13 protein-coding genes are annotated in these 15,828 nt (G+C 66.5%); 7 read left to right on the top strand and 6 right to left on the bottom strand.

The genetic code is table 11. The features are described from left to right. Window positions 1-138: 138 nt before the first annotated feature. A complete protein-coding gene (locus LGY53_RS23885) occupies window positions 139-2,814 on the top strand; it encodes a helix-turn-helix domain-containing protein (protein WP_225728936.1) in 2,676 nt (891 codons plus the stop codon). A gap of 42 nt (window positions 2,815-2,856) precedes the next feature. On the opposite strand, the gene LGY53_RS23880 is transcribed toward LGY53_RS23885, so the two are convergent. The 4 genes from LGY53_RS23880 to LGY53_RS23865 all read right to left on the bottom strand — a co-directional run bounded on the left by LGY53_RS23880 (window position 2,857) and on the right by LGY53_RS23865 (window position 8,330). Next, window positions 2,857-4,335 carry an amidase gene (locus LGY53_RS23880; protein WP_225728935.1) on the bottom strand — a complete coding sequence of 493 codons (1,479 nt, stop codon included), beginning with the start codon at window positions 4,333-4,335 and terminating at the stop codon, window positions 2,857-2,859. Window positions 4,336-4,631: 296 nt separating this feature from the next. Further along, window positions 4,632-5,045 (bottom strand): Imm7 family immunity protein, encoded by a 414-nt coding sequence (locus LGY53_RS23875; protein ID WP_225728934.1) that lies wholly within the window; start codon window positions 5,043-5,045, stop codon window positions 4,632-4,634. Window positions 5,046-5,100: 55 nt separating this feature from the next. Continuing rightward, on the bottom strand, window positions 5,101-6,558 hold the full coding sequence (locus LGY53_RS23870) for an amidase (protein ID WP_225728933.1): 1,458 nt from the start codon (window positions 6,556-6,558) through the stop codon (window positions 5,101-5,103). A gap of 320 nt (window positions 6,559-6,878) precedes the next feature. Further along, a complete protein-coding gene (locus LGY53_RS23865; RefSeq protein WP_225728932.1) occupies window positions 6,879-8,330 on the bottom strand; it encodes an FGGY-family carbohydrate kinase in 1,452 nt (483 codons plus the stop codon). A gap of 162 nt (window positions 8,331-8,492) precedes the next feature. On the opposite strand from LGY53_RS23865, the gene LGY53_RS23860 reads away from it, so the two are divergent. The 6 genes from LGY53_RS23860 (at window position 8,493) to LGY53_RS23835 (ending at window position 14,072) form a co-directional block, all read left to right on the top strand. Continuing rightward, window positions 8,493-8,663: a hypothetical protein gene (locus LGY53_RS23860; RefSeq protein WP_225728931.1), complete on the top strand. Its 171-nt coding sequence runs from the start codon at window positions 8,493-8,495 to the stop codon at window positions 8,661-8,663. Window positions 8,664-8,836: 173 nt separating this feature from the next. After that, window positions 8,837-9,568 carry a hypothetical protein gene (locus LGY53_RS23855; RefSeq protein ID WP_225728930.1) on the top strand — a complete coding sequence of 244 codons (732 nt, stop codon included), beginning with the start codon at window positions 8,837-8,839 and terminating at the stop codon, window positions 9,566-9,568. A gap of 491 nt (window positions 9,569-10,059) precedes the next feature. After that, window positions 10,060-11,682: a hypothetical protein gene (locus LGY53_RS23850; protein ID WP_225728929.1), complete on the top strand. Its 1,623-nt coding sequence runs from the start codon at window positions 10,060-10,062 to the stop codon at window positions 11,680-11,682. Window positions 11,683-11,780: 98 nt separating this feature from the next. Then, window positions 11,781-12,164: a PLD nuclease N-terminal domain-containing protein gene (locus tag LGY53_RS23845; RefSeq protein WP_225728928.1), complete on the top strand. Its 384-nt coding sequence runs from the start codon at window positions 11,781-11,783 to the stop codon at window positions 12,162-12,164. Window positions 12,165-12,285: 121 nt separating this feature from the next. Then, on the top strand, window positions 12,286-13,431 hold the full coding sequence (locus LGY53_RS23840) for a glycoside hydrolase family 76 protein (RefSeq protein ID WP_374111225.1): 1,146 nt from the start codon (window positions 12,286-12,288) through the stop codon (window positions 13,429-13,431). 122 nt (window positions 13,432-13,553) lie between these two features. Next, a complete protein-coding gene (locus tag LGY53_RS23835; RefSeq protein ID WP_225728926.1) occupies window positions 13,554-14,072 on the top strand; it encodes a DoxX family protein in 519 nt (172 codons plus the stop codon). 53 nt (window positions 14,073-14,125) lie between these two features. Here LGY53_RS23835 and LGY53_RS23830 read toward each other — a convergent pair whose 3' ends face one another. Then, window positions 14,126-14,656 (bottom strand): LysM peptidoglycan-binding domain-containing protein, encoded by a 531-nt coding sequence (locus tag LGY53_RS23830; protein ID WP_225728925.1) that lies wholly within the window; start codon window positions 14,654-14,656, stop codon window positions 14,126-14,128. Between the two features lie 145 nt (window positions 14,657-14,801). Beyond that, the gene (locus tag LGY53_RS23825; RefSeq protein WP_225728924.1) at window positions 14,802-15,803 is read right to left on the bottom strand and encodes an amidohydrolase family protein; all 1,002 of its coding nucleotides are present in this window, start codon (window positions 15,801-15,803) and stop codon (window positions 14,802-14,804) included. Window positions 15,804-15,828: the final 25 nt, after the last annotated feature.

The following is a 15,828-nucleotide window of genomic DNA, read 5'->3' as shown; positions in this document are numbered from 1 at the left end:
CCCTCACCGAGTGTTCGTTCGAGGTAAGGGTGCGCTCCGGCATCGGCGACGGGACAGGACGTTCACTCCCCGAGTTCTCCCCGTTCTGTCCGAACGTGACGCGCGGTACTGTGGCACCGACTGCCGGACTGATCGGGGGTGCTGGCCGAGATGGCGGATGCCGGATTCGGGGAACTGCTCAGGCGGCTTCGAGTATCGGCGGGGTTGACCCAGGAGGGTTTGGCCGAGCGGTCCGGAATCAGCGCGAAAGCCATCAGCGACCTGGAGCGCGATCCGGCGCGTAAACCGCGGCTGGATTCCGTGGTGGCACTGTCCGAGGCGCTGGGGCAGGACGCGGACGGCAGGGCTCTGCTGCTGGCGGCGGCCAGGCCGGGTGTTGTCGCGGCTCGACCGCCGCGGGGCGGCGCGGCGCCCAGCCGATTGCCGTGTCCGCCGAACCCGTTGATCGGGCGCGCCGGGGTGGTGCGGACGCTGGTGGATCTGGTCCGCGAGCGGCGCTACCGGCTGGTGACGGTGAGTGGGCCGGGTGGTGTCGGCAAGACCCGAGTCGCCATGGAGGTCGCCGGGCAGCTGGCGGCCGACTTTCCCGATGGCGTTGTGCCGGTTGACCTTACGCCCGCGCGCGAGGTGCCGGAGGTCGAGTCCAGGATCGCCGCGGCGCTGGACGTCACCGACGAGGGACCCATGTCGCTGTGGGAGCGGGTGGTATCCGCCGTCGGTGACCGCATGCTGCTGCTTCTGCTGGACAATGTCGAGCAGGTTGTGCGGGCGCGGACCAGGATCCTCGAGCTGCTCGCGGCATGTCCGGGGCTGACGGTCCTGGTCACGAGCCGAATTCCGCTCGCGGTCCGCGGTGAGCGCGTCTATCGGATCGCGCCGCTGGAACTGCCCCCGCTCGAGGGGACCGACCAGCCCGGCCGGGCGTATGCCGCGGTCGTACTGTTTCGTGAACGCGCGGAGGCGGCCGGTGTCGAGATCGCGTCCGATCCGGACACCGACGCCGCGATCATCGCGATCTGCCGTCACCTGGACGGCCTGCCGCTCGCGATCGAGCTGGCGGCGGCCAGGAGTGCGGTGCTGCACCCGGCCGCGCTGCTGGCCCGGTTGCGTCACCGGCTGCCGGTGCTGACCGACGGTCCGCACGACCTGCCCACCCGCCAGCGGACGATGCGCGACGCCATCGCGTGGAGCTATGACCTGCTCACACCCGCCGAACAACGACTGTTCCGGCAGGTGAGCGTCTTCACCGGAGGTTTCGACGAAACGGCCATCGCGGCGGTCGCCACCGAGGCCGAGGGCGGCGTTCTCGACCTGTTGTCCGGCTTGACCAGGCAGAACATGCTCCGACCGCTGACCACCGGTGATCCGTCCCGCATGACGATGCTGGAGACCATCCGCGAATACGGGCTCGAACGGCTCGACGCCGCGGGCGAGACCGACACGATCCATACCCGGCATGCCCGGTATTTCGCGGAGCTGGTCCGTGGCGGCGCGGTACCGCCGCACCCCGGTCCGGAGCCGCCCGACATCGACAATGTGCGCGCCGCGCTGAGCTGGGCGGTGGCCACCGGACATACCGCGATCGCACTGGATATCGGTGGGGCGCTGTGGCGGTACTGGTCCCGCCGGGGGCAGTTGACCGAGGGGCGGCGCTGGCTGGAGGCGATACTGCGACTGCCGGATGTGGAGACGAACGTCTCGGCCCTGACCGAAGTACTGGTCGGCGCAACGACTTTGGCCGTCGAGCAGGGTGCGTTCGACCGGGCCTGCGAGCTGTGCGGGCCTGCGGTCGAGGCGGCGCGCCGCAGTCACGACCGGGCCGATCTGATGCTCGCGTTGACCGCACAGGGCCTGATCGCCCGGCATCGGTCCCGCCATCCCGATGCCGTCGCCGCGTACGAGGAGGCGCTCGCGCTGGCCATCGATCTGAACGATATGGCGGCGGTCGCGAAGATCTCGGTCGGCCTGGCCTACGTCACCTCCATCAGCGGTGATCTGGAGCGAGCCGCCGCGCTGACCGAGCAGGCCGACGCCGCCGCGCGTGACCTGGCGGATCCGCGCGCACGAGCCGACATGCTGCAGATGCTCGCCTGGCTCGCCTTCCACGGTCGCCAACCCGACCGCGTCGACGCGTATGGGAACGAGGCGCTGGCGCTGTACCGCGACCTGGGCGAATCCGGACAGCTCGCCGAGGTGATGCGCGTGCTCGGCACCTCGGCCAGTACCTGTGGTCGCTACCGGGAGGCCGAGGCGCTGCTGGCGGAAAGCTATGCGCTGCACCGTGATCGCGGCGACGAGTTCCGTGCGGGCGTGGTGGCGGCGGTGCAGGCGCATACGGCGCTGAACCTGGGTGACTTCGCGCAGGGACAGCTGCTGGCCGAGACCTCGCTCGAGGCCTCCCGCCGCTACGACGACCCGTGGGCGATCGCCATGAGCCTGCTGCTGTCCGGTCATCTCGCGCTGGCGCAACAGGCCACCGGCCACGCGTTCGAACTGTTCGCCGAGGCCACCCGGCTCATGCTGGAGTTCGGCAATCCGCTCTACCTGTCGTGGTGCGCCGAGGGTGTCATGGCGATCGCCGCCGACCGCCGCGACTGGGACCGGGCCGCGCGATTGTGCCGGGTGCGTGAGGCGATCATCGCGAAAACCGGCTCACTGCTCCCGCCGATCCGGCAGGCATCCTTCACCGATGTCATCCAATTGATCCAGGCGCACACCACGACGCCTTCGCCCGAGCCGGTGGGCGATCCGCTGCACGAGCTGGAACGAATCATCACCGAGCTGGCTACGAATCCTGGAACAGCGATTCGCTGATCGGTTTTGCGGGCGTCCGCTGCGCGCTCGGCCGCTGAGGCATCACGCGAAACCGGGCGGTGGGGTGAAGCCGCCGAATTCCTGCTCGATCAGTTCCGCGAATCGCAGCGTCGTGTGGTCTTCGAGGTAGGGGCCGAGGATCTGCATGCCGAAGGGCAGTCCTTCCGGGGAGTGTCCGATCGGGACCGCGGTCGACGGCAGCCCGAGCGCCGTGGCGGCACTGATCCAGATCATGTGGTGATCGTAAGGGTATGTGGTGCCATCGATTTCGAACGTGCGGGTGCCGAGATCCGAATGATCGTGGGGGAAGGCCGGTGTCGGCGTGATCGGGCACAGCACCACATCGAATTCGCCGAACAGGCGTCGCCACTGGTCGGCGAGGTCGGCGCGGACCCGGTCGGCCTTGACCCAATCACCGTGGTTGGCGACCCAATCACCGTGGCTGGCCACGAAGGGGCCACGGATGATGGCCTCCAAGGGGTCGGTGCCCGGCGGAATGGCCGCGACGGTGGCCTGGGCCGCCCGGTAGACGTCGGCGGGCACATCCGCACTGAACTGCGAGACCAGCAGGGCCAGATAGGTTTTCGCGGTCAGTGTGGGGTCGGGCAGCAGTGCGCTGTGCCGGGCGACGGTGGCGCCGGCCTGTTCGAGCCCGCGGGCGATCCGGTCGAGTCCGTCGCGGATGACGGTCCCGGTCGGCACCAGCGGATGGCTATCGATGACCAGCACCCGATAGTCGCGCAACTCTTCGCCGCGCGGCGGCCGCAGCGCCAGCTGATAGGCGACCGCCTCCATCTCGTCGGGACCGGCGAGCAGCAGGGTCGCCAGGGTGAGGTCGGCGGCGCTGCGCGTCATGGGGCCGACCACGGCGAGGTCCGGCCGAGTCGGGAGCGTCGGCGTGCGAGGCGGCGTGTTCCCGCGACCCGGCAGCAGGGGCAGTGACGGCTTGTGTGCGTAGACACCGCAGAAATGCGCTGGTATCCGCAGCGATCCGGCGAGGTCGGAGCCGAGGGCGAGCGAGACGTAGCCCGCCGCGAGCGCGGCCGACGAGCCGCCGGACGAGCCGCCGGGCGAGCGCGTCAGGTCCCATGGGTTGTTGGTCGTGCCGTAGATGTCGTTGTATGACTGCCAATCGTTCAGGGAGCGAGGCACATTGGTCTTGCCGATGACGACGCCGCCCGCGTCCTTGACCCGGGTCACCAGTACGGCGTCCTCGGCGGGCTGCCAGCCTTCCGCATCGGCAAAGCCCCAGGTGGTCGGTAGGCCCGCGACATTGAACGATTCCTTCACCGCCACCGGAACACCGAGCAGCGGCGTGAATTCACCGCGTGCCAGGGCCGTGTCGGCCTGCTGCGCGGCGGCGCGGGCGCGGTCGAAATCCCGCACCACCACGGCATTGACCTTGTCGTCGAACTTCTCGATGCGCGTGATGGTCAGCTCGAGCAATTCGGTGGCCGATATCGTCTTGGTCTGTAACGCGGCCACTTGATTACGCAGAGTCGCGAATTCCATTCCAGGCATAAAATCTCCTTGAATTCCCCGGATTCGTACACCGGGAGCTTGTGGCCGAGGCACTCGCCGTGCCGGACGGCAGTCTATGCGCACCTCGAGAATTTCGAAAATCGTTGCAGCAGATAGTGATTGCCATTAGGAGGGGCGCACTTTGCGGCGGTTGTCAATAGACTGCGATGTTGACAACACCATGAAGGTAGGGCGACTTCTCGCCTATTCGGTGTGCTCCTCGTATTGCTTACGGGGCGGTCGTCGCAGCGATGCCGTTGCGGCGCAGCATATTTTCAACTCCCGATGCCCGTGAACTAGTGCGGTGATTCAGCCAATCCGGTATCCGGGTCTTCCAGAACCGGGATGACCGGTGAGAGAAGGGTGTCGGCCTGTTCCGTGACGGCGCCCCTGACCATGCGGTACACCCGAAATTCCGTTGGGTGATGCGGGTCTTCGTCGTCGCGTACGTACAGGAGGCCATATGATCCGGGCGCTAATTCACCGATTCGCCGGAACATCGTGATCAGCCGATCTCCATGGATACCACGATGATTGGGGTGTCCTCCCATGTGAACGTAGTGGTTCCCGTTCATCGCACGCAGGTCCATCAGGGCGTATCCGGACAGCTCGCCCACCAGTACCTCGATCTCCGCCAGCGGCAGCGGTGGCTCATCGTCGACTGCTGCGGCGGTGGCGCGCAAGGAAATCCACCCGTGGTATTCGAACATCGCGACAGTCTACGGTCCGGATATTCACACCTGCCGCCTTTGCGGCATCGCCCCGTTACGCGAAACCCGGTGGTGGGGTGAAACCGCCTAATTCCTGCTCTACAAGTTCGGCGAACCGCAGTGTGGTGTGGTCTTCGAGGTAGGGGCCGATGATCTGCATGCCGTAGGGGAGGCCTTCGGGGGTGCGGCCGATCGGTGCGGCGGTGGACGGTAGGCCGATGAGCGTCGCGATGCTCGCCCAGAAGAGGTGGTAATGGTATGGATATGTGGTGCCGTCGATTTCGATCGTGCGGGTGCCCATATCCGAATGGTCATGGGGGAAGGCCGGTGTCGGCGTGACCGGGCACAGCACCACATCGAATTCGCCGAACAGGCGGCGCCATTCGGCGGCGAGACCGATGCGAACCCGGTCCGCCTTGATCCAGTCCCCGTGGCTGGCCACCCATGCTCGGCCGATGACCGCTTCCAGTGTGTCGTCGTCCGGCGGGATTTCGGCGGCGGCGGTCTGGAGCATTCGATAGTTGTCGACCGGCGTATCCGCGCCGAATTGCGAAATCAGCAGTGTCAGATAGGTTTTCGCCGTCAACGTGAGGTCGGGCAGCAGTTCGCTGTGCCTGGCGACGGTGGCGCCTGCCCTTTCCAGTCCCCGCGCGATCCGGTCGAAACCGTCGCGGATGACGGTCGATGTCGGCAGCAGCGGGTGGGTGTCGACGATCAGCACCCGGAAGTCGCCGAATTCGGCGCCGCGCGGCGGCGGCAGCGCCAGCTGATACGCCACCGCCTCCACCTCGTCGGGTCCGGCGAGCAGCAGGGTCGCCATGGTCAGGTCGGCGGCGCTGCGCGTCATGGTCCCGACCACGGGGAGATCCTGCGGGGCGGGCAGCGCGGGTGTCCGGGGCGGCGTATTTCCACGTCCCGGCAGCAGCGTCCGCGAGGGTTTGTGGGCGTAGATGCCGCAGAAATGCGCAGGCACCCGCAGCGATCCGGCGATATCGGAGCCGAGGGCGAGCGAGACGTAGCCCGCCGCGAGCGCGGCGGACGAGCCGCCCGAGGAACCGCCGGGCGAGCGGGTCAGATCCCACGGATTGCTGGTCGTGCCGTAGATGTCGTTGTAGGACTGCCAATCATGAAGGGAGCGAGGCACATTGGTCTTGCCGATGACGACTGCGCCCGCGGCTTTGACCCGCGTCACCAGCGCCGCGTCCTCGGTGGGCAGCCAACCCTTCGCATCCGGATATCCCCACGTGGTCGGCAGACCCGCCACATTGAACGATTCTTTCACCGCCACCGGAACACCGAGCAGCGGCGCGAATTCACCGCGTGCCAGCGCCGTGTCGGCCTGTTGCGCGGCGGCGCGGGCGCGGTCGAAATCCCGCACCACCACGGCATTGACCTTGTCGTCGAACTTCTCGATGCGTGCAATGGTCTGCTCGAGCATTTCGGTGGCCGAAATGGTCCTGGCCCGCAGTGCGGCCACCTGTTCGCGCAGCGTCGCAAATTCCGGTCCCGCCATAGAACCTCCTCGCATTCCCGGATTTTCGTGCACGGCCGGTGATTCACGGCCCGCCGCACCGATCATATACACGCTTCGTGGATTTTGAAAATCGTTCCGGCAGATAATGGTTCGGACGTCGGAGGCCATACGGCGAGGCATTTGTCAACGGGCCGCAATGTCGGAAATCGCACCAATGAATATGTGGACGGATCGCCACTCGGTGTGGCCCAGTCGTGCGAGACAGTGTGTTCGGCCGCGGGATATTGGTAGATATTGTCGCGTTTATCCGAAAGCGGTCCACGCGGTCCTCGCACATTTTCTCGCCCGAGTCGATCGGCCTATGACGTTGCGGAGCGCCACTTTTCGAGTTTCGCGTGGACCTCGCGCAACGCGGGATAGGTGTCCTGGTAGATCTCGAACAGCGGGTCCAATCGCCGGGTATGGACCGGATCGGGGGTGAATATCCGGTCGATCGACGGGGCCGTCCGGTCGGGCCGGATTCCGGCGCCGAACAGCGCCGCACCGAGGACGGCGCTGTAGTCGCGGCTGGCCAGCCGGTGCAGCGGGCGGCCGAGCACGTCGGCGAAAATCTGCGCCCACAGTTCGCTGTTGGCACCGCCACCGGAAAAAGTAATGGGGTCCAAGGGTTTTCCGCATGCGGACTCGACCTCGGCCAGCACCTGCCGACCGGACATGGCGACGCCTTCGAGGACCGCTCTGCTCAACTCGGCGTGGGTGGTGGCGGTGCTGAGCCCCAGGAAACCGCCCCGCACATCCGGATCCCACAGCGGTGCTCGTTCGCCCATGAGGTGCGGTGTGAACACGACACCGGATCCGCCGGGCGGGACCGCGGCCGCATCGGCGAGCACCTGCTGGATCGGTTGTCCGCTGGCGCGGGCCCACCAGCGCAGCGCGTCGCCGCCGGCCTGCGTCGGCCCGGCGTGGATGCGCAGGCCGTCGACGGGCGGGAAGGTGACGATGCCCTTGGCGGGTATGGACAGTTCGGCCGCCCCGGCGACGACAAGTGAAGTGCCGCAAGAGATCATCCCCCGGCCCGGTGTGGTCAGGCCCGCGGCATACATCTCGCTGAGCGCGTCCATGGTGCCGACCGCCGCATCGCACGCTAGCGTGGGCAGACCTATCCGCCCCACGGTATCGGTCGGGCGGGCGAGCGGTGGCAGCCGGTCGCCGAGGCCGTCCACGAGTGCGACCGCCGCGTCGAGGTAGCCGATGCCATCGGTGTCGACAAGCCCGATCGATGACATCGCATCGCTGGCGATCTCCCCGGTGAGCAGCGCGTTGACGTAATCCTTCGGGCTCAGCACCCAGCGGGTGGCCCGCCAGGTATCGGGCGCGTTCCGCGCCACCCACAGTGCGCGGGGTATCAGCCCGGACGCGTCGAAAGCGTATGGCCTGCCCCAGATCTCATTCCTTCGCTCGGCGGTGACGGTCCGGTTCAACTCGCGGGCGATCTCCGCGCAGCGCTGGTCCTGCCAGGTGATGGCGGGCAGCAGCGGGCGCAACCGCGCGTCGACGAACACATGGGTATTGACCTGACTGGTGACGCCGACCGCGCCCACCGCCCCGGCCGCGGCGCCCGCCGTCACCGCGTCGATGCCGCGCAGGCAACCCTGCCACCAGTCCCGCGGATCCTGTTCGGCCCAACCCGGCTTGCCGTGGGTCATCGGATGCTCGGTGACATGGGTATCGATGAGCTCGTGACGGCCGGTGAACAGCACCACCTTCACGGCCGTCGTGCCGATATCGATACCGACGATCAACTCACCCACACCGAACCTCCCTACTCAGCGGCCGCCCCCGCGATCATCCATGATGACTGGGGGTGCCGGGCTCAACTGGCGTTCGCGGTGCAGATGGTGTCGAGGCCGAACAGCGGCTTCTCGATTCGGGCGAGGCCGACCGTGAACAGGGCGGCCGTGCTGGGAGTCACCGTGGCCACCGCGCACCTTCCCAACAAGGACATGGAGTATCGAACCCCCGAATCGAACGGAACCAACCCGGAGATCATTACCGCCATGTTGCCGGTTGTCCAGAATGGCATCCCGCGAATTTCCGACGCGCCGCTCGGTTCGGATGCATGGCTGGCCGCTCACCCCGGTTGAGCCGACGCTCGCCTCATGGGATGAATATCTGTGACTCGTCGTGGAATGGTTTGAACTCCAATGCGTTTCCGGCGGGGTTGGGAAAGAACACCATCCACTGCCGGGTGGGCGTGGGGGCTTCGCGTCGCGAAAATCGCTGGTGCTGAGCGGAAGACGGTCGATACAGTGCCGCAATGACACGTTTGAATCAGATTGTCGCCGTCGAGAAAGGGATCAAGTCCCGTACGTTCTCCGAGCTCACCGAGGCCCATCACAAGTTGGCGAAAAACCCGCTGCTGAGCGGTATTTCGCGTACCTACCGGCCCAAGGACGAGGAGGGTGAGCAGCTGCCGCCCGAATCGACGCGCGTCCAGGTGAAGTCGGAGGAGGTTCTCGCGACCACGGCGGAGATCCTGACCAAACTGTTCGACGTTGTCGCCACCAAGGATTGGGCGAACTGCACCGCCACCGCCGACGTGGTGGTCGACGGCCGCACCCTGATCGCGAACGCGCCCATCACCTACCTGTTGTTCCTGGAGAAGCAGCTGGTGGATCTGCACACCTTCGTGCGCAAGCTGCCGGTGCTGGACGCGGCGGAGTCCTGGGAGTACGACGCCGCCGCGGACTGCTACGCCACCGAGCCGGTACAGACGGTGCGCACCAAGAAGATTCCGCGCAACCACGTGAAAGCCGAAGCGACGGAGAAGCATCCGGCGCAGGTCGAGGTGTATCACGAGGATGTGGTCGTCGGCTATTGGCGCACCATCAAGTTCTCCGGCGCGCTGCCGGCCAAGCGCGTCAACGAGCTCACCGAGCGCGTCGAAAAACTCGCGGAGGCGGTGAAATTCGCGCGCGAGGAGGCCAACAACGCCGAGATCACCCAGCGCAAGGTCGGCGCGGACGTCTTCGGATATTTGTTTGGCTGAGCCCACCGCACCGGCTAAAGTCGGCAGTGCGCAAGAGCGCAAGCTGAATCAGAAGTTCAATGTGACAAGGCACAGCGGCACAGTGGAGGTTCGAATCCTCCTCCCGCCACACGAGGCGGGGTAGCCCAACCGGTAGAGGCGCCGCCGCCCGCAAATTCACATTATCGCTCCAGCTTCAGCATTCGCCGCCGCACGCCGAATCGAGAGGACGGATTGTCAGCGTGGAGGTTGCGGGTTCAACTCCCGCCGGCCGAGCCACCGATCGGCCGTAGCTCAATCGAAGAGCACCACGTCAATGAAACTCATTCCGTTCTTAAACGTGTCGGTGTCCCGCAATTGGGCGGCCCCCGAGGCCCCGGGGTAGGCTACACCCCGGGGCTTCCTCGACTTTCGTGCCAGAAATCGCCTGAGCGGCAACCCGATTCAATATCCACGGGTGTCGGTCGGACGTTGAAGTCGGGGCCAGCCATCGAGACGAGGGGGTATTCACCATGAACATGCTCGCGGCAGATAGCGCCGGACCATCCGCCGACGACCGATACGACGAGCTGCTGGCCGGTGTTCAGCGCCGGTTCCTGGCGCTGGCCACGGTGGGGACGCCGCTGTTCTCCGTCGGTGGCCGGGGGTTGTACGACATGTTCCTCGCCGCGCTCACACCGGAACTGGCCGCGGAGAACACCTGCGGCACATGCCGTGCGTTCATGAAGCGTTACGGCGGGCTCGTAGTCGTCGATGCCAAGGGGAAGGCGACCTCGGCGCTGTGGTCGGCGAAAGATGCGCCGCCCCAATACGCGCGGGCGGTCGCGGCGATCGCGGACGAGGTCGAGCGGCGGCCCATCATCTCCGTATTCCGCTCCAGCGCAACGAATTGGGGATTTCCCGAGCGCGGGCCGTGGACCCACCTCGCCGTCATCCCGCCCGAGCATCAGGTGCACACCCCCTCGGCTCTCGCCACGACCGGACAGTACATCGCCGCGAAAAACGCCGACCGGGAAACGGTCGCCCGCGCACTCGCAGAGTTTCCGCACCCGGTCGTGAAAAAGGCTGTGGCCCTGCTGCGTTCGGAGCACCTGTATCGCTCGGACGCGATACTCGGCGCCGGATCCTGGCTGCTGGCACTGCACAAGAGGATCGAGACCGCCGGTGGCCGCGGCGAGGTCGCGCAGCGGCGACGCGACAACCTCATCTGGTCGGCCGCCGCGACCGCACCCGCCGGATACTGTCATGTCAGGAGCGGAATGATCGGCACACTGCTGCGCGATCTCGCCGACGAACTGCCCTTCGACAGCGTCAAGGCGCGGTTCGCGGAAAAAATGCATCCGCTGCAATACCGTCGGCCCACCGCGGCCCCGACAGCGGCGATGATCGCGCGCGCCGAGCGGGTCATCGCCGAACTGCGTGCCGCCGGATCGTTGGAGCGCCGCTTCGCGAAACTCGCCGACGTGTGCCCGATCTGGTCCGCGGCAAAGGACGCGCCACCGCCGGGCGGCGTCTTCGGCCACCTCGTACCCGCGAAAAAGCGCAGGGGCACAATCGATCTCGACGCCGAGCCGGTGGTGATGACCTGGGAGAAGTTCGCGCGCACCGTCCTTCCGGACGCGGAACGCATCGAATTCGCGGTGCCCCGGGAGAATGCCAACTACGGCGCGATGGTGACAGCCGTGCATCCGGACGCGCCCCCGATCGTGCAGTGGGATACCCCGCGGCAGCGCAATCCGGTGACCTGGTACGTCTACGTGAACGGCTCACCGCCCACCCAATGGCGCCTGCGCCCGGGCGAATTCCGGGAGGTGACGGCCGTGATCCCGCACCCGGCGACCTGGCATGTCGAGGTCGACCGCACCGCCCGCGAACAGGCGGTGCTGTTCGCACTCGCCGGTGCGACGGATACGGCGTACACGAGCGGCGCGGGATTCTTTCCCGAATTTCTCGCCGCCGACCTGCACGAGATTCGCAAAACCCTGGAGGCATACGCCAAGGACGCCGTTGTCGCCGGAAAGGATGAGGCGGAAGTCTGCGGGCTATTGGTATCCAAGGCCGACAAGATAGGTCATACATTCCGGGTCACCGCGGGCGGCGTTCGCGTCCATTACACCCTCCACCGGTGGGATTAATCGAACTTGTGGCCGGTTCGGCGGGTCGGTAGCCTCATGCCTGCTGTCGGCTCGGCGCTACGGCGAGAATTTTCGACACGAACACGGAGGGGATTTCCATGCCGTACGCGTTTATCGGCCTGCTCACGCTGGCGCTGTGGGTTTACTGTCTGATCGACATCATCACGGCGCCGGAGCCGGGTATCCGGCACCTGCCGAAGGTGGGATGGCTGCTGGTCGTCATCTTCCTACCGACCGTCGGCGCTCTGCTGTGGTTGTTCGTCGGCCGTCCGCTGCACGAAGGGTCCGGCCCACGCAGCACGACCAGATATGCGGAATACGACCGTCCCGGTCGCTACGTCGCCCAGGATCCGGCGGCCGACGAGGAATTTCTGCGCGGCCTGCGCGAGCGTGCCGAACAACAGCGCGCCGAGGCGCGTCGACAGGAAGAGGCGCGCCAGCGCGATCTCGATGCTCGCCGCGAACGCGGCGAACAGGTATGAGATCCGACCGTCGGGATAGAATGTGGCCGTGCGGTTTCCGGCTCCGGTGATCGTTGTTCGGTAAAGGGAGTCCGAGCCGATGGACCGCCCGAACAGGGGAGTCAGCCGAAGAAGTGTGCTGATGGCCGCCGGCGCCTCGATCGCCCTCACCGCGATGGCGCAGCCGACAGAGGCCGCGATGATCACGCGGAAGATATCGGCCGATCCGGAGGACGCCGGGCAGCGGGCCGCCCTGGCGGAACGGGCGATCGTGCGGCGACATGTGCGCACACTGTGGGGTCGCCCGCGGACGCGGCTCGGCCTGCTCGTCTGGCCCGCATCCCTGCTGGATCTGGCCTTCGTGCGCTGGTGCTACTGGTGGCAAGCCCACCTGCTGGACTGTGCGGTGGACGCAGCGTGCCGCGCCCGCACCCCCGAACACATCGACCGGGTCGTCGCCATCGCGCGCGGCATCCGGACCCGCAATCTCACCGGCTGGACCAACGAGTACTACGACGATATGGCGTGGCTGGTGCTGGCGCTCGAGCGCGCCGACCGGCTGCTCGGCGTGCGGTTCGGCGACGCCGTCGGGGACCTGCGCTCCGCCCTTGTCGCCGGCTGGAATCCGGCCGCCGGTGCGGTGCCCTGGCGCTCCGGCGACGACTTCTACAACACACCCGCGATCGGCCCGGCCGGTATAGCCATGGCGCGCTTGGGTGAACTGCCGCGCGCCGGGCAACTCGCCGAATTCCTGCACACTCGATTGCGCGACACCGACAGCGGCCTGATCCTGGACGGCATCCACGAGCCCGGCGGTCGCATAGACCGGACCGTGCACACCTACAGCCAGGGCGTCACCATCGGGCTGGAAACCGAATTGGCAATGCGCACAGGCGAATCGGACCATCGCGGCCGTGCGGCGGCGCTCGTCCGGGCGACCGCGCACCGGCTCACCGACGCGGGTGTTATCGCCGCGGCCTCCGGCAACGACTCCGGGCTCTTCATGGGCATCCTCGCCAGATATCTCGCCGAATCCGCGCTGGCACTGGGCGACACCACCGCGGCGAATATCGTGCACGCCTCCGCGCGGGCGGCCTGGGCACATCGCGCCGAGGTGGACGGGCTGCCCCTGTTCGGCGTCGACTGGACCCGCGCGGTCACGCCGCCGAAGGATCCCGGAACCTTTCCGCCCGCAACGCCCGCGAACCTGAGTCGCGATCTCTCGGTACAGCTGAGCGGGTGGATGCTGCTAGAGGCCGATTACCGGCTTACCGCCGCGGGATACTGAGCCGACGGCGGCCGGGCAGCCGAATGCTATTCTCCTTCTCGACATATCTGCTCGTCGCGGTGGTTCGGAGAATTCGATCTGACCGGGAGGTGCCCTTGTCATCGAATACCGCGGAAATTCGCATGCGGGTACCGGAAATCGCGGTCCCCGGAAGTGGGACGGTCGGGCTCGATATCACCCTGCTGCTCGCGCGGGTCGGGCTCGGGCTGGCGATTTTCGCGCATGGTGCGCAGAAACTCTTCGGTTGGTTCGGCGGTGCGGGTCTTTCCGCAACCACCCAACAGCTCACCGAGATGGGCTATCCGAAGGACGCCGGACGGCTGGCCGTCGTCGTCGGACTCGGGGAAACCATCGGCGGGCTCGGGATGATACTGGGGATACTCGTGTTGCCCGCCGCATTCGTCACCGCGGCGATAATGCTGTACTGCGCCGCCATCGCGGGCGGATTCTTCATTCCGGAGGGTGTCAAATACGAGCCGCTGTTCGCGGCCGGCGCCGTGGTAATCGGCATAACCGGCCCTGGCCGATATGCTCTCGGCCGCTACATTCCGATTATCCGGACCTTTCAGTTCTCGTACGGGCAGCGAGCCATATTGATGGCGGTCGGCATGATCGGGGTCATCGCGGCGATTCGCAGATGAGGGCCGCCCACACGCCTCGACCGTAGAACCGGTCGAGGCGTGTCGGCCTCCGGTCAAGGAATGGTCAGGACCTGCCCGACATTGATCATGTCCGGATCGCTGATGCCGTTGGCGCGCACGATATCCATAAAACGGGCGCGGTCGCCGAGCTCACGTTCCGCGATCGATTCGAGGGTGTCGCCCGATTCGACGGTATAGGTGTGGGGTTGCGCCGCCGCGGGCGCCGCATCGGAGCGGCTCTCGGGCATGGGTTTGTCGGTGGCTGTCTTGGTGGACCATACGGCTTTGTCGCCCGCGTACAGCACCACATTGCGGTCCGACTGCAAGGTCAGCCGGTCGGCGCCCTTGCCATTCGTTTCGGTGGACCAGGCGGCGGCGCCGTCGGCCTGGTAGAGGACGAAATTGCCATCGTCCTGCATGACGGCTCGCTGGACATCCCGGCCGTGGGTACCGGAGGCCCACACCTCGTTACCCGGTTCGGTCAACACCAGGTTGCCGTCGTTCTGCAGGGTCAGGGAGTATGCGCCGTTCTGAAGAGACTGACCCAGTCCAAGCTCGTCACCGATCTGCAACGTATCACTCACGGCTGTTCCTTTCGGAGAAGGTTCGCTCGCTGTTGATCACTCTGTACGCGGTACACGAGACGTGTACCCGCATAAACGGTACGCCGCGCGGATGCTGATGCGGAATGCGTCCGCGATGACCCCACGTTCAGGGCGGCGAGAACAGCTATCGACGGATGTCGGCGCGCAGGCGTTCCCAGTTGGCCGACGCGATCTTTTCGCGGTCGGTTTCGGTGAGATCGGTCTCCGCCAGAAATCGGCGGCAAGCCGACCCGGCGGCATATCCGTAGGGATAGTCGCTGGCGAACATGATGCGGTCGATGCCGACGACCTCGATGGCCCAGCGTAGGTATCGCTGGCTGAAAATGCCGCCCGGTGTCACCGATATATTCGTTCGCCAGTAATCCGAGATCGGACGCGGCAGTTTCGCCACGGTGTGCAGTAGTTCGAGACGGTCGAGGTAGAACAGTGCGACCTCGCCCCAATGTCCGGCTATCACTTGTAGATTCGGGAAGCGGTCGAATACTCCACCGATGATCATCCGCAGGATCTCGATGCCGGTGTCGTAGTGCCAGCCGATCCCGCCGGTGGCGAACAGCGCGCTGGTCAGCTCGTCGAATCCGCCGTAGTACGACGCGCGAACCTGCGCCGGTGGCGGCTGCGGATGCACATACAGCGGAGCCCGCAACGCGTCCGCGGCCTCGAAAATCGGCCAGAAGTCCGGGTGATCGAGGTGACGATCGCCGGTGCGGCCGTAGAGCATGGCACCGGATAGCCCCAATTCGGTTACCGCGCGCCGCAATTCGTCCGCCGCCGCGGCGGGGACCGGGGTGGCGAGGGTGGCGAAGCCCTGGAGGCGGTCCGGGTTGGCGCGGATGGCCGCGGCGATCGCGTCGTTCACTTCGGTCTGCAGCGCGAGGGCGGTGGACGGCTCCATATCCTGCAAACCCGGCGTGGTCAGGGACAGAACCTGAACGTCGAGGCCGGTCTCGTCCATCGCGCGCAGCCGGTCCGCACCGAGATCAAGCAATCGACCCTCGATTTCGGGTCCGAGCACGCCGCCGAGCGTGAGCCGCAACGCCGGATCGGTCAGGTGCGGGTCGGTTGTGCGCCAGATATCGAGAACCCGCTCGGTCGCGATATGTTCTTCCAGCCCGATGATCTTCATGGTTGTCTCCTCGAAGTCGCGATGG

Origin of the sequence: Nocardia sp. JCM 34519.1 (genome assembly GCF_020361265.1) — a bacterium.
Classification (GTDB): Bacteria; Actinomycetota; Actinomycetes; order Mycobacteriales; family Mycobacteriaceae; genus Nocardia; species Nocardia arthritidis_A.
The sequence above is the reverse complement of the archived record's forward strand: the minus strand, read 5'-3'. Positions and strand labels throughout refer to the sequence as shown.

Excerpts from the sequence above, each read along its gene's own strand:
- LGY53_RS23840 (WP_374111225.1), top strand. The coding sequence starts at position 12,286 with ATGGCCGCCGGCGCCTCGATCGCCCTCACCGCGATGGCGCAGCCGACA.
- LGY53_RS23855 (WP_225728930.1), top strand. The coding sequence starts at position 8,837 with ATGACACGTTTGAATCAGATTGTCGCCGTCGAGAAAGGGATCAAGTCC.
- LGY53_RS23870 (WP_225728933.1), bottom strand. The coding sequence starts at position 6,558 with ATGGCGGGACCGGAATTTGCGACGCTGCGCGAACAGGTGGCCGCACTG.
- LGY53_RS23880 (WP_225728935.1), bottom strand. The coding sequence starts at position 4,335 with ATGCCTGGAATGGAATTCGCGACTCTGCGTAATCAAGTGGCCGCGTTA.
- LGY53_RS23850 (WP_225728929.1), top strand. The coding sequence starts at position 10,060 with ATGAACATGCTCGCGGCAGATAGCGCCGGACCATCCGCCGACGACCGA.
- LGY53_RS23875 (WP_225728934.1), bottom strand. The coding sequence starts at position 5,045 with ATGTTCGAATACCACGGGTGGATTTCCTTGCGCGCCACCGCCGCAGCA.
- LGY53_RS23845 (WP_225728928.1), top strand. The coding sequence starts at position 11,781 with ATGCCGTACGCGTTTATCGGCCTGCTCACGCTGGCGCTGTGGGTTTAC.
- LGY53_RS23835 (WP_225728926.1), top strand. The coding sequence starts at position 13,554 with ATGCGGGTACCGGAAATCGCGGTCCCCGGAAGTGGGACGGTCGGGCTC.
- LGY53_RS23825 (WP_225728924.1), bottom strand. The coding sequence starts at position 15,803 with ATGAAGATCATCGGGCTGGAAGAACATATCGCGACCGAGCGGGTTCTC.